At 69.6% G+C, this 14,628-nt stretch carries 7 protein-coding genes; all 7 read right to left on the reverse strand.

What is annotated here, in order from left to right; translation table 11 throughout:
- Positions 1-17: 17 nt before the first annotated feature.
- Complete coding sequence (locus ACIP8Z_RS06425; RefSeq protein ID WP_402079477.1) at positions 18-1,628, reverse strand: glycoside hydrolase family 13 protein; 1,611 nt, start codon at positions 1,626-1,628, stop codon at positions 18-20.
- A 184-nt stretch (positions 1,629-1,812) separates the two neighbouring features.
- The gene (locus ACIP8Z_RS06430) at positions 1,813-2,688 is read right to left on the reverse strand and encodes a carbohydrate ABC transporter permease (RefSeq protein ID WP_402079479.1); all 876 of its coding nucleotides are present in this window, start codon (positions 2,686-2,688) and stop codon (positions 1,813-1,815) included.
- A 16-nt stretch (positions 2,689-2,704) separates the two neighbouring features.
- Positions 2,705-3,670 carry a carbohydrate ABC transporter permease gene (locus tag ACIP8Z_RS06435; RefSeq protein WP_383856427.1) on the reverse strand — a complete coding sequence of 322 codons (966 nt, stop codon included), beginning with the start codon at positions 3,668-3,670 and terminating at the stop codon, positions 2,705-2,707.
- A 92-nt stretch (positions 3,671-3,762) separates the two neighbouring features.
- Positions 3,763-5,181 (reverse strand): extracellular solute-binding protein, encoded by a 1,419-nt coding sequence (locus ACIP8Z_RS06440; RefSeq protein WP_402079481.1) that lies wholly within the window; start codon positions 5,179-5,181, stop codon positions 3,763-3,765.
- A 307-nt stretch (positions 5,182-5,488) separates the two neighbouring features.
- Positions 5,489-9,775: a discoidin domain-containing protein gene (locus tag ACIP8Z_RS06445; RefSeq protein WP_402079483.1), complete on the reverse strand. Its 4,287-nt coding sequence runs from the start codon at positions 9,773-9,775 to the stop codon at positions 5,489-5,491.
- A gap of 31 nt (positions 9,776-9,806) precedes the next feature.
- A complete protein-coding gene (locus ACIP8Z_RS06450; protein WP_402079485.1) occupies positions 9,807-13,175 on the reverse strand; it encodes a CARDB domain-containing protein in 3,369 nt (1,122 codons plus the stop codon).
- A 294-nt stretch (positions 13,176-13,469) separates the two neighbouring features.
- Positions 13,470-14,480, reverse strand: coding sequence for a LacI family DNA-binding transcriptional regulator (locus ACIP8Z_RS06455; protein ID WP_319317356.1), 1,011 nt, complete (start codon positions 14,478-14,480; stop codon positions 13,470-13,472).
- Positions 14,481-14,628: the final 148 nt, after the last annotated feature.

Consider the following 14,628-nt stretch of genomic DNA (forward strand, 5'->3'; position numbering starts at 1 on the left):
GTGCCGTACGGGAAGCGTCAGGTCCGCAGCCACACCGCCGTGTCCGCGGGCAGTCGGCCGTCGGTGTCCAGGGGGCCGCTCGCCAGGAGCAGCTCCTCGTGCGGCGGGAGTCCGGCCGGGGTCGCGGAGAGGTTGACCAGGCAGAGCAGGCCCTCGCCGCGGGCGAAGGCGAGGACGTCCTCCGGCGCGGGCAGCCAGGTCAGGGGGCCGTCGCCGAAGCCGTCGACCGTGCCGCGCAGCCTCAGTGCCTCGCGGTACAGCGCCAGCATCGACTCCCCGTCCGTCTGCTGCCGGTCCACCGCGTAGTCGTCCCAGTCCCGGGGCTGGGGAAGCCACGGTTCGGTGCCGGCGGCGGAGCCGAAGCCGTACCAGGGCGCTCCGGCGGTCCACGGCAGCGGTACGCGGCAGCCGTCGCGGCCGGGGTCGGTGCCGCCGGAGCGGGCGTGCATGGGGTCCTCGATCCGGTCCAGGGGAACCTCCGCCTCGGGCAGCCCCAGCTCCTCGCCCTGGTACACGTACACCGATCCCGGGAGGGCCAGGGTCAACAGGGCCGCCGCCCGGGCCCGTCGGGTGCCGAGGGCGAGGTCTGTGGGCGTGCCGAAGGTCTTCGTGGCGAAGTCGAAGCCGGTGTCGGTTCGCCCGTAGCGGGTGACCGTGCGGGTGACGTCGTGGTTGCAGAGGACCCAGGTGGCGGGGGCGCCGACGGGGGCGTGTTCGGCGAGGGTGTCGTCGATGGTGCGGCGCAGCCGGTCCGCCTCCCAGGGGCAGGAGAGGAAGTTGAAGTTGAACGCGGTGTGGAGTTCGTCGGGGCGGAGGTAGCGGGCGAAGCGTTCGGAGTCGGGGAGCCAGACCTCGCCGACGAAGACGGCGCCGTACTCGTCGGCTATCGCGCGCCACGACCGGTAGATGTCGTGGAGTTCGTCCTGGTCGATGTACGGGTGGGGGTCGACGCCCTCGACGAAGTCGGCGAGGGCCGGGTCCTTGGCGAGCAGTGCGGCGGAGTCGATGCGTACGCCGGCGACTCCTCGTTCGAACCAGAAGCGGAGGACGTCCTCGTGTTCGCGGCGGACGGCCGGGTGGGCCCAGTTGAGGTCGGGCTGTTCGGGGGTGAAGAGGTGGAGGTACCACTCGCCGTCCTCGACCCGGGTCCAGGTCGGTCCGGAGAACTGGGAGGGCCAGGTGTTGGGCGGGATGTCGCCGTTCTCGCCGTGGCCCGGCCGGAAGTGGAAGAGCTCGCGCTCCGGGCTGCCGGGGCCGGCCGCGAGGGCGGCGCGGAACCAGGCGTGCTGGTCGGAGACGTGGTTGGGGACGATGTCGACGATCACCCGGATGCCGAGTTCGCGGGCCTCGGCGATGAGTTTCTCGGCCTCGGCGAGGGTGCCGAAGGCGGGGTCGATGGTGCGGTAGTCGGCGACGTCGTAGCCGCCGTCGACCAGGGGCGAGAGGTACCAGGGCGTGAACCAGACGGCGTCGACGCCGAGTTCGGCGAGGTAGGGCAGTCTCGCCCGGACGCCCGCGAGGTCCCCGGTGCCGTCGCCGTCGCCGTCGGCGAAACTGCGCGGATACACCTGGTAGATGACGGCGTCGCGCCACCAGTCGTCGGTGCGATGCGAGTGAGGGGCTGCCACGTGACGGTCCTTTCGGGCAGGTCGGGGTTCTTCGCCGCCGGCCCGGTTGCTGCGGGGCATGGATGGCGGGCCGGCGACGAAGGCATGGGGTGGTGCGGAGGCCGCGGGGCGCGGACGGCCGGGCCGGAGGGGTGGCGCCGGTGGTCTCGGTGGCGCCGGTGGCCTCCGTGACGCGGAGGGCCGGTCAGCCCTTGAGGCCGCCCGCCGTGAGGCCGCTCATGATGTTGCGCTGGAAGACCAGGAAGATGAGGAGGGTCGGCACGGACGCGATGGTGAGCGCGGCGATCAGGACGTTGACCGGGACGCCGTTGGAGAGGGAGTAGATGCCGACGTTGAGGGTCTGGCCGGCCGGGTCGGGCAGGGTGAGCATCGGCCAGAGGAAGTCCTTCCAGACCCCCACGACGGCGAAGATCGAGACGACGCCGAGGATCGGCCGTGAGATGGGCAGCACGATCGACCACAGGATCCGCGTCGGGGACGCTCCGTCGATGGAGGCGGCGTCCAGGAGTTCCTTGGGGATCGAGTCGAAGAAGCGCTTGAGCAGGAAGATGTTGAACGCGTTGGTCACCGAGGGCAGCCAGATCACCCAGGGCGAGTTGAGCAGGTTGCGCTCGAAGATCGGCAGGTCCAGGACGGTCAGGTACTGGGGGACCACGAGGACGGTCGCCGGAATCATCAGCGTCGCGAGCATCATGCCGAGCACGGCCTTGCCGAAGACCGGCCGGAGCTTGGAGAGGGAGTAGGCGGCGGCCACGTCGAGGACGAGCTGGAAGGCCAGCGCGCCCAACGCGTAGTAGAGGGTGTTGAAGAGCAGCGTCGAGAGGTCCATGACCTCCCAGGCACGTGAGTAGTTCTCCGGCGCGAAGGTCTCCGGCACCAGGGTCGGCGGTGTCTGGATGACCTCCTGGGTGTCCTTGAAGCCGCTGGACACCATCCAGTAGAGGGGGCCGAGGAAGGCCAGGGTGAAGCCGCCGACGACGACGGCGAAGACCACCCAGTAGAGGGCCTTGCCCCGGGGGCGGGCGAGCTGCGCCGGCGAGATGAGTGTGCGTGTGGACATGCTGGTCTCCCCGGTCCTACTCGTCCTCGGCGCGGCTGAGCTTCACGTACGCCGCCGAGAATCCGGCGAGGAGTACGAGGAGGAGCAGGCCGAGCGCCGCCGCGGCACCGTAGTTGTTGAAGTTGAAGGCGTATTGGTAGATGAGGTAGACGACGGTGGTGGTCGATCCCTCGGGGCCGGCGCCGCCGGTGAGCAGGAACGGTTCGACGAAGACCTGCATGGTGGCGATGACCTGCATGAGCAGCATCAGGGAGAGGATCAGGCGCGTCTGCGGGATGGTGACGTGCCAGATCTTGCGGAACAGCCCGGCGCCGTCGAGCTCGGCCGCCTCGTACAGCTCGCCGGGGATGCTCTGGAGCGCGGCGAGGTAGATCAGGGCCGCGCCGCCCATGTTCATCCAGGTGGAGGCGATGACCACGGAGAGCATGGAGAGGTCGGGGTCCTGGAGCCATTGCTGCTCGGGGAGGTGGAGGAAGCGGAGGAGCTCGTTGAGGAGGCCGTAGCCGGGGTCGTACAGGTACTTGAAGAGGAGCACCGAGGCGACCGGCGGGAGCATCACGGGCAGGTAGACGAGCAGTCGCAGATAGCCCTGGCCGTGGTGGAACTCGTTGATGACGAGGGCGACGACGAAGGGGACCGCGAAGCCGAAGACGAGCGCGAGCACGGTGAACAGGAGCGTGTTGCGCCAGGCCTGCCAGAAGGCGGGGTCGTTGACGACGGTGACGAGGTTGTCGAAGCCGACCCAGGTCGACTGTCCGCTCTCCGTCTTCTGGAAGGCCAGGAGGAACTCCCTGACCATCGGGTACCAGGAGAAGAAGGCGAAGCAGAGCACGGCGCCGATGAGGAAGCCGTGGGCGGTGAGGTTGCGCCGCAGGCTCTTCGCGAAGCGGGCACGGCCACCGGGGGGTACGGGTCCCGCCGCGGCCGGCGGGGAGTGGCGGGCGCTGCCCGTCGTGCTCGGGGTCAGGCTGGGGGCCGACATCGTCGCTCCTTGGTACTGGTCTGCCGGGATGGTCCTGGGAGGGGTGGAGGGCCCGCGGGGGCGGGCGGTCGGTCCGCCCCCGTCGGTGCCCGTCACTGGGTGGCGAGGACCTGGTTGACCTGTGCCTCGGCGGTGGCGAGGAGCTTGTCGATGTCGGCGTCCTTGTTGGTGAGGAGGCCGGACATCACGTTGTCGAGGACCTTGTAGACCTCCTGTGCCTTCGGCGGCTCGGCCTTGCCGGCGACGGGGTTGTCCATGAAGGACTTGAAGTTCTGGACCGGCATGGTGGCGTGGGTGACGCGTGCGGCGTCGTCCTTGGTCTTGGAGTCGTTCAGCCAGAAGTTGGGCTGCGGGACGCCGACGGGGAGGGCGTCCTGCTTGGTGCGTGCCCAGTCGAACTGGCCCTTGCCCACGGTGAGGTTCTTGAAGTTGAGCCAGGCGACGGCGGCCTTGATCTTGTCGCCGGAGATGCCTTGCTTGATCATGTAGTTGTTGCCGCCGGCCAGGGTGTTCTTCTCACCGGGGATGGGGCCCATGCCGAAGTTCTCGTACTTGGCGCCGAGTTGCTGGACCATGTACGCGATGTCGTCGGGGGCGGCGAGGAACATGCCGAGCTTGTCGGTGGCTATCTGCTTCTGGAGGTCGCCCCACTGGAGCAGCTGGGTCTTGCCCATGCTGTCGTCCTCCCAGCGCATGGCGTGGAGGTTCTTCGCGACCTGCTTGCCGAGCTCGTTGTTGAAGGCGGCCTTCTTTCCGCTCGCGTCGACGACCTCGCCGCCGATGCTGTACATCTGGGCGGTGAAGTGCCAGCCGCCGGTGTTGCCGGCGCTGTACTCGCCGAAGCCGGCGATGCCGTTGCCGAGTCCGGCGATCTTCTTGGCGGCGGCGCGGACCTCTTCCCAGGTGCGCGGCGGGGCGTCGGGGTCCAGGCCCGCCTGGGTGAAGAGCTTGCGGTTGACGAGCAGGCCCATCGTGTAGTTGCTGGTGGGCAGGCCGTACAGCTTGCCGTCCTGCTTGAGGGAGCCGAGGACGTTCGGGTCGATGTCCTTGAGGAGCGGGACGCTCTTGTCGTTGACGTACGCGGTGATGTCCGCGGCGCCGTTCTCGGAGAGCACCTGCGGCAGGTCGGTGAAGTAGGTGTAGAACACGTCCGGCTGGGACTTGGCCTTGAGCATCGCGGTGAACCGCGGCGGCTCCAGACACTGGCCGGGGGTGGAGCGGCCCTCGATGGTGACGTTGGGGTACGTCTTGTTGAACTCGGCGACGTCCTCCTTCCACTCCTTGAGCTCGGCCGCCTTCGCCGCGGGGGGCATGCAGTCGATCGTGAGCGTGACCTTGGTCTTCGGGTCCAGCGGGGCGGTGGGGTCGGAGGACCCACCGCCCTCGGAACCGCCGCTGCCGTTGTTGTTGCTGCTGCTCGTGCCGCAGGCGGCGAGCGCGGTCAGCGTGAGCGCGGAGACGAGGGTGACCGCGCTGGCGCGGCGCGTACGGCGGAACCGGGCACTTCTCATGGGTGGTCCCCTTCGGGCCTGAACGTGGAGGTCGCCCCACCGCCTGTGCGTTGTGGGGCGCCGCACACTCAACCACCATCAACAAGTGAACGCAAGATATCGCGCTGATTTCGTAATTGCCTGACAGTCAGGGCCTGATGAGCACGGCGACCCCCCAGGAAACCGACAGTTCGGGGGCGGGACACCGGGGCCGGTGGACCGGCCCCGGTGGCACGGGCGACAGAACGCACGCAAGACCGATACAAGTGGCTGCAAGCCACCTGCACCGGTCTCGCGAGGGGAGCGGCGGGGTGTACCGCCGGCCGGACTACGGGTTGACGTTGATCTTGAAGGTGGAGGTGGTGTTACGGATGTCCACCGCGTTGCCGCTCAGCCGCAGCCCGTTGAAGGTCACCTCCCCCACGGCGGGCCCCTGCCCCGACTCGGGCAGCTCGTTGGCCCACAGGCCGAACCCGGACTTGGCGTCGAAGGCGTCACCGCTCTTGCGCGCGCCCGTGATCGAGACGTCCGTGAACACGGTGTCCTTGATGGGGAACTGTGGCTGACCGCCCACGTAGTTCGTCTGGAACATCACCCCGCTGTACGTGGGGTCGACGATGTCCACATGGTTCACCCTGATGCCCTGGAAGACCTTGGAGGCGGAGAACACCCAGATGCCGGGGAAGGTCTGGGAGCCCCAGAAGTGGCCGCCCGCCCGGACGATGGAGATGTTCTCGAAGGTCGTGGGGTCGGTCCCGAAGCCGTTCATCGGATAGCCGAAGTCCAGGGACGAGATGGTGATGCCCGCGTAGACGAGCGTGTCGGCGATGTGGATGTTGCGGAAGGTGTTGTTGTAGCCGCCGTAGACGGCCACGCCCGCCGCTCGCCAGGTCAGGGTGGTGGTGAGGTTCTCGTACACGTTGTTCTTCATGTCGGCGCCGCCGGCGTCGATCGCGGAGAACAGGGCGAAGCTGTCGTCACCGGTCGCCCGCGCGTCGTTGTTGACGACGTGGTTGTCCGTCGAGCCGTTGGTCATGTTGATGCCGTCGGCGAACAGGTTGCGGATCCGCGAGTTCTTGATGGTGATCCGGTCGGTGTTGGCGCCCCAGTAGAGGCACACCATGTGCTCGTTCCAGATGTCGTCGATGACGATGTCGGTGACGTTCGCGAAGTCGAAGACCTTGCCCGGCCCGTCGATGCGCGAGGTGTAGTTGCCGAAATAGGCGAAGCCCTTGAACAGCGAGCCCTTGGCCGCCGCCTCGGCGCGGAAGCCGACGTCGGTGTTGTCCTGGGCCGACGGCGCGTGGAAGGTCGTGAACCACGGTCCGGCGCCGACCACCTTGACCGGCTTCCCGTACACCTGGAACTTGCTCGCCGTCTGGTAGTCGCCCGGCGGCAGGTAGACACCCACGAGGGTGCCGGTGGTGTCCATCCGGACCTTGTCCAGGGCGTTCTGCACGTCCTGGTGCCCGAATCCGGCCGGCACGGTGTACGTGGCCGGGTCCGGGTTCCCGACCGGGGCGACCTGCTCCAGGTTCACGAAGTCGATCGCGTACGTGGAGGTGTTCGCGGCGTCCTTCTGGAGCCGGATCCTGCTGCCCGCCGGGACGGTCTCGCCGAGGAGGAGGTGCGCCTCGTCGTAGATGTGGCGCGGTGCGCCCGAACCCGGGGAGTTGCCGGGTCCGGCCTCGGCGCCGTACAGCCAGGCGTACTTCGACGTCAGCGGGAGCGACTTCTTGAACGCCCCGTCGACGTACACGTTGATGGTGGAGTCGATGCCGCCGCCGCCCGGGGAGTCCGGGATCGAGAAGCGGGTCACCAGGGTGTTGGTCGAGCGCCGGGTGGTGAACTCGACGTACTCCCCCGTCGCGTCCAGGCTGACGGCCTTGCGGCCGGAGGCCTCGCCCGCGATGTCGCCGATGGTGCGGTTCGGCCCGGCGACGGTGGCTCCGCCGCCGACGGCGCCGTCCTCCGCCTCGTACATGTCGTACGGCATGTCGGCGCCGCGTCCGACGAAGAGGGGCTGGGTGGAGGTGTTGTTGGCGCGCTTGACCGGGAGTTCGTCGGCGTCGTCGGCGACGACCGTCTTCACGGTGTAGGAGCCGTCGGCCGCCGTCCACGGGCCGAGGTTCACCTCGGCGCCCGCACCGGCCGCGAGGGCTCCGTTGTGGGTGCCCGTCAGGGTCTTGACGGTGGCGCCCGTCGAGTCCGTCAGGGTGAGGGTCACGCCGTGGGCGCCGGCGGCGCTCGCCGCGATGCCCTGGTTCCTCAGGGCCACCTTGAAGGTGACCGTGTCGCCGGCCGTCGGGCTGGACGGCGACGTCGTCACCGAGGCGGCGACGAGGTCGGAGCTGGACACCGGCGCGACCACCAGGGCGGTGGGGCGGGTGTAGGTGTTGTTGGACTCGTTCTGCTCGATGACGGCGTTCGCCTCGTCGGCGACGGCGCTGAGCTGGTAACTGCCGGCGTCGCGGGCGCCGATGGAGGCGCTGACCGTGGTCTGGGCCCCGGCCGCCAGGGCTCCGACCTGTGCGGTGGCGACCTTGGTGCCGCCGAGGCGCAGCGCGACGGTGCCGGCCGGTGCGGCGGCCGGGCCGCTGTTGCGGACCGTGGCGCTGACGGTGATCGGGTCCGACTCGACGGGCGAGGCGGGTGTGGTGGTGAGGCCGGTGACCTCCAGGTCGGGGTTGGGCGCGGGGACGCCGATGACCTGGAACTCGGCGAGCTGGCCCGCCGCGGAGCCGGTGTTGGCGGTGAACCTCAGCTGGACGTCGGCGACGCGGGCGGAGACGGGGAGGGTGACGGTGTTGCCGCTCGCCGGGTCGAAGGTGTAGCTCTTCGCGGCGGCGACGCCGCTGAAGCCGGTGGCGCTCTGTTCGCGGCCGAGGACCTCGATGGTCTGGCTGCGGGTCGACCAGGCCGCGTCCGGGTTGAGCTTGAGGACGAGGCTGTTGACGTCGGCGTTGGAGCCGAGCTTGACGGTCAGGGTGTTCGGGTAGCTGCCGCCCGCGCCTTCCCAGTAGGTGCTGACGTTGTTGTCGTTGGCGTTGGCCGCGACGAAGGTGTGCACGACGGAGGAGGCGTTGATCTCCTTGCCGACGGCGAGGTTGGAGCCGCCGCTGCCGGTGCCGGTGCGGGTGACGGCGTTGCTGTCGGTCGACTGGTTGCCCGCCGCGTCCTTCGCGCGGACGCGGTAGGTGACGGTCGCGGAGGCCGGCCGGGTGTCGGTGTAGGTGGTGACGTTCCCGGCGACGCTGCCCCGGAGGACGTTGTCGGCGTAGACGTCGTAGCCGGTGACGCCGGTGTTGTCCGAGGAGGCGTTCCAGGTCAGCTTGATCTGGCCGGCGGTGGGCTCGGTGAACGCGAGGTTCGCGGGCGCCGTCGGGGCCTGGGTGTCTCCGGTGTCGCCGGTGCGGGTGACGGCGTTGCTGTCGGCGGACTGGTTGCCCGCCGCGTCCTTGGCGCGGACGCGGTAGGTGACCGTCTGGTTCGCCGGCCGGGTGTCGGTGAAGGTGGTGACGTTCCCGGCGACGCCGGCCAGCAGGGTGCCGTTGGCGTAGATGTCGTAGCCGGTGACGCCGGTGTCGTCGGTGGCGGCGTTCCAGGTGAGCCGGATCTGCTCGGTGGCCGGCTGGGTGAGGGCGAGGTGCGCGGGCGCGGACGGTGCCTGGGTGTCGCCCGAGGTCGGCCCGTAGATCTCCAGCTCGGAGAGCTGGGCGGCGGGCTGGACGGTGTTCGCCGTGACGAGGACCCGCACGTACCGCGTGGTGGTGGCGTCGAAGGTGATCGTCGCGGCCCGTCCCCCGGCGGCGTCGAAGGTGTACGCCTGGGAGGCGGTCAGATCGGTGAAGGCGGTGCCGTTCGCACTGCCCTGGATCTTCAGGGTCTGGCTGCGTGCGCCCCAGCCGTCGGGCAGCCGGAGGACGACCCGGTCGACGCGGACGGACGAGCCGAGGTCGGCCTGGATCCACTGCGGGAGGGCGTTGTTGGCGCTCTCCCAGTAGGTGGCCCGGTTGCCGTCGTTGGCGTTGCCCGCCGTGTACACCTCGGTGTGGCTGCTCGCGGTGAGGGTGCGGCCGGCCGCCAGGTCGGCCGAGGAGCCTTCGGCCGCGTGGACCTCCAGTTCGGAGAGCTGCGCGGCCTGCCAGCCGGTGTTGGCGGTGATGTCGACCCGTACGAACCGGGCCTGGGTGGCCGGGAAGGAGACCGTCACGGTGTTGGCCACGCCCGGGGCGAAGGTGTAGGAGGCGGAGTTCTTGAGGGTGGCGAAGCTCGTGCCGTCGGCGCTGCCCTGGACGGACAGCGTCTGGTTGCGGCTCTCCCAGCCGGCGGGCAGCTTCAGGACCACCTCGTCCACGCGGGTGGTGGCGCCGAGGTCGACCTGGACCCACTGGGGCAGGGTGCTGCCGGCGCTCTGCCAGTACGTTCCCTGGTTGCCGTCGGTGATGTTCGCGGCGCCGTACTCGGCGTGGGATCCGGACGCCGCGGCGGCGTCGCCCAGGGCGATGTTGGGGCCGCCCGCCGCCCGAGCGGACATGAGGGGTCCTCCCAGGGCCAGGAGGCTGGTCGCGATCACGGCGCTCAGGCCCCGTGATCTCCAGTGGTGGAAACTCATCCGTCCTCGCTCTCGATTCGTGGGCACGGGGTCAGCCGGTCCGGTTGACGACGAACTGGGATCCGGGCTCGACGAGGACGTCGCCCTCGGCCGAGTTGGTGATGGTGACGCCGGTCAGCGTCGCGCTGCCGCGGGCGCCGCTCATCGCGAGGATCCCGGAGCCGTTGACCGAGTTGTCGATGCGGACGTTGGTGATCTTCACGTCCGGCATCTCGCCGCCACCCGTCTTGAACTGGATGCCGTCGTAGGTCGAGTCGAGGATCTCGGTGTCCCGGATGGTGACGCCGGGGATGGGCTGGCCCTGGGCGAAGAGGGTGATGGCGCCGAACTCCTGGTCCTCGTTCCAGAACGCGCCGCCGGTGCGGTGCAGGGCGTTGTTGGAGATGAGGGTCTGGCCGGAGAAGGGCAGCGGGTCGTGGTCGGTCGCGAGCATGATCCCGGGGTAGTTCATGGTGTCCGAGACGATGTTGTTCTCGATGGTGTTGCCGTAACCGCCGTAGACCGCGATGCCGTTGGCGCGCCAGGGCAGCTGGATGGTGTTGTTGCGGAAGTGGTTGTCATGGCCGACGTCGACCGCGGTGTCCTTGACGTACTTGCTGGCCCAGACGGCCAGGGCGTCGTCGCCGGTGTTGCGGAAGGACGAGTTGAAGACGGTCGAGTTGCGGGTGCCGTTGGCGAAGTTGATGCCGTCGGCGTAGGTGTTGCGGATCCGCATGCCGGTGAACTCAAGACCGTCTCCGGGGCCCCACAGTTCGGGGATGTTGGAGTAGTCGCGGCCGGCCCAGACGCCGACGTTGGCGTGCTCGATCCAGACGTTGCTGATCTTGGTGTCCTTGCCGAAGCGCCCGTTGAGGCCGACGCCGCCCTCGGCGTTGCCGTCACCGCCGCGGATCGCTCCGGAGCCGAAGATGGCGATGTCGGAGATCTGGGTGTTGTGGTCGATGTCGAAGCCGAAGTTGCCCTCGTGCGGGTGGTTGATGCCGCCGGCCTCGTGCGGCGGGGTGAGGGTGTAGAGCTGGGAGTGCCACATGCCCGCGCCGCGGATGGTGACGTCGCGGATGCCGACCTGGTTGAACTGACCGCGGTTGAGCGGGTCGTCGGTGAGGATCTTCTGCTCCTGGCGCCACTGGCCGGCCGGGATCCAGACGCAGGGGATCTGGCCGTTCTGGTCGGCGGTCACCGCGCGCTGGAGGGCGTCGGTGTCGTCGATGCCGTCGTTGGGGACGGCGCCGTACTCGGTGATGGAGACGCAGTTCGCCGGCTTGGCGGCCGGGGGCGCGACCTGCTCCAGGTCGATCAGGTCGATGATGTAGAAGGACGCCGAGTCCCCGGCGTCGCGCTGGAGGCGGAACTTCGTGCCCACCGGGTACGACTGGGCGAGCAGGGCGTGGGACTCGTCGAAGAGGCGCCGGGCGTCGCCGCCGGGACGGTTGGTGAGTCCCTCGGGGTCGTCGGTGCTGCCGTAGAGCCAGCTGTGCTTGGACGACAGGGTCAGCTTGCGGACGAAGACGCCGTCGGCGTAGAGGCTGATCGTGGCGTCGGCGCCGCCGCCCGCGGCGGCGTCGGGCACGGAGTTGCGGACGACGAGGGAGTTGGCCGGATTGGTGGAGGTGAACTCGACGAACTCACCGGTGGTGGTGAGCCGGACCGACTTGCGGCCGGAGGACTCGGTGGCGAAGTTGGTGTGCCCGAAGGTCCGCTTCTGGTCGGCGGTCAGCAGGGTGCCCTGGTAGCGGGCGTTCTCCGCCTCGTACTCGGTGTACGGAACGGCGGCGCCACGGCCCACGACGAGGGAGCGCGAGAAGACGTTGTTGGTCTCGTCGGTCTCGGTGAGGGTGCCCGTGGCGTCGGCGGTCGCGGTGAGCGTGGCACCGCCGGTGGTGGCGGTCCAGCTGCCGGAGATCGGCACGTTGACCGTCTGGCCCGCGGCGATGGTGCCCGTGGTGCCGTTGAGGGTGGTGGTGCCCGCGGTCAGCCGGGTGACCGTGCCGGCGGCGGTGGTGGTGCCGCGGTTCTGGACAGCGACGGTGAAGGTGACGGCGGAGCCTACGGCGGGGCTGGTCGGGTTGGTCGTGATCGCGGTGACCCGCAGGTCGGGGCCGGGGCTCTGGCCGACGACCAGCTTCGTGACGGCGGTCCGGCTGTTGTTGCCGTTGTCCTGCTCGGGGACGGTGTCGGTCGGGTCGACCACCGCCGAGACGGTGTACGAGCCCATGGGCCGCTTGCCCACGGTGACCGGGACGGTCGCCGATGCGCCGGCGGCGAGCGCGCCGACCGGGGCGGAACCGGCAACGGCACCTTCGACACTGACCTCGACCGTCGTGGCGGCCGCCGCCGCGGTGCCGGCGTTGCGCACGGTGGCGTGGACGGTCACGGCGTCCGTCTCGGAGGGGGTGGACGGAGACCAGGTCAGATCGGTGACGGTGAGGTCGGGGCCGGGCGCCGCCGCGCCCACGACCTGGAACTCCGCGACCTGGGCGCCGGGGGCGCCGGTGTTGGAGAAGAAGCTCAGCCGCAGGTCGGCGTAGCGGCCGGTGACCGGGATGGTGACGGTGTTCTGCCCGGTGGAGGGGCTGAACGCGTAGTCGGCGCGTGCCTTGAGCGAGGTGAAGCCGGAGGCGGCCTGGGCCCGCCCGAGGACCTGGATGGCCTGGGTGCGCGGGCCCCAGACCTGAGCCGGGTTGAGCTTGACGACCACGGCCGTGACATCGGCGTCGGCGCCGAGCCTCACCGTCAGGTCGGCCGGGAATCCGGCGGACTCCCAGTAGGTGGTGGTGCTGTCGTCGTTGGCGTTGGCCGCGACGTAGGTCTGGGTCGTGGAGCTCGCCTCGATGGGCTTGTTGCGCGCGAGGTTGGTGCCGGTGGGCGGCGGGTCGACCGGGCCGGCGCTCTCTCCGTAGACCTCGACCTCGGAGAGCTGGGCCGCGTTCCAGCCGGTGTTGGCCGTCACCTGGACGCGGATGTACCGGGTGGTCGTGGAGGTGATGCCGACGGTGACGGCGTTCGATGCGGCGGGGTCGAACGCCCGTGACTGGGGCGCGGCGAGGGTGGTGAAGGTGCCGCCGTCGGTGCTGCCGAGCACGGCGACGGTCTGGGAGCGGGCCTCCCAGGTGGTGGGGAGCTTCAGGACGACGCTGTCGACGCGGGTTCCGGCGCCGAGGTCGACCTGCACCCACTGCGGGAACGATCCCGCGGGGCCTTCCCAGTAGGACTGCTGGCCGCCGTCGGTGACGTTTCCGGCCGGGTAGGCGCCGTGGGCGCCCGATGCCGTGGTCGTTCTGCCGAGGGCGAGGTTGGTCGCGGCCGCCGCGTGGGCGGTGACCGGCAGGAGTCCGACGGCGATCAGTCCGGCTATCAGGACACCGATCGTCAGCCGCCAGCTCAGGATTTTGCCTCTCATATGGGCCTCTCCGTCTGCTGGGCCACCGGCTCAGAACCGGCACAGGGCCTCTCGCCAGGAACCCAGCGGAACTCTGACAATGAATGACGGCGAGATACAGACTTATTGAGCATTTTCGTTAATCTTTTGCGCCGCCGGGGTGTCAGGTTTCTAGCAGGTCACCGCTTTGTCAACAGCCGTGACAGAAACGGCGGTTGGGCCACCGCATCCGCGCAGGTCAACGAAGAACGGCTCCGGCGCCGGGGAGGCGAAGGCCTCCCCGGCGCCGGAGCCGGAGAACGGTGAGCGGAGGGGTCAGACGGCCGGCGGCGGCGCCGTCGAGCCGCGCACCACGAGTTCGGGCTCGAAGAGGAGCTCGCCGGGGTCCGTCTGCGTGCCCTGGATCTGGGCGCAGAGCAGCTCGACGGCGGCGCGCCCCATGGCCTCGATGGGCTGGCGCACGGTGGAGAGCGGCGGCTCGGTGCAGTTCATGAAGGCGGAGTCGTCGAAGCCGACGACGGAGACCTGTGAGGGGACCGAGAGGCCGCGGCGGCGGGCGGCCCTGATGGCGCCGAGGGCGAGCGGGTCGCTGGCGCACACGATGCCGGTGACGCCCCGCTCCAGGAGGCGGGTGGCGGCGGCCTGCCCGCCTTCGAGCGAGAAGATCGACCGTACGACGTACTCGTCGGGCAGCTCTCCGCCGGCCGCCTCGGCCACGGCCCGGGCCGCTTCGAGCTTGCGGCGCGAGGGGACGTGGTCGCTGGGGCCGAGGACGAGGCCGATCCTCTCGTGCCCGAGGGAGGCCAGGTGGCGCCAGGCCTGCTCGACGGCGACGGCGTCGTCGCAGGAGACGCAGGGGAAGTTGAGCCCCTTGATGGAGGCGTTGATCAGGACCACCGGGATGTTGCGCTCGGCGAGCTGGTGGTAGTGGTCGTGCGGGGCGTCGGCCTGCGCGAACAGGCCTCCGGCGAAGACGACTCCGGACACCTGCTGCTGGAGCAGGAGGTCGACGTAGTCCGCCTCGGAGACGCCGCCCTTGGTCTGGGTGCACAGGACCGGGGTCAGCCCCTGCTGCGCGAGCGCGCCGCCGATCACCTCCGCGAACGCGGGGAAGATGGGGTTCTGCAGCTCCGGCAGCACGAGGCCGACCAGGCGCGCGCGCTCGCCCCGCAGCTGGGTGGGCCGCTCGTATCCGAGCACGTCGAGCGCGGTGAGGACGGACTGCCGTGTCGCCTCGGAGACACCGGGCTTTCCGTTGAGGACACGGCTGACCGTCGCCTCGCTGACTCCCACCTTCTTGGCCACTTGAGCAAGTCGTCGCGTCATGAACGCAAGAGTATCGCAAACTTCGCAAGCGAGTTGCGTCATTGCCAAGCCCTTGCAGGGAGCGAACGCAACCCAAGTGAGCGGACAACGCTTGAAGGGTTGACGGGCAGAAGGGCGCCTCATAACTTCAGGCCTTGATAAAAGGCTT

The sequence above is a fragment of the Streptomyces sp. NPDC088553 genome (assembly GCF_044752965.1).
Taxonomy (GTDB): Bacteria; Actinomycetota; Actinomycetes; order Streptomycetales; family Streptomycetaceae; genus Streptomyces.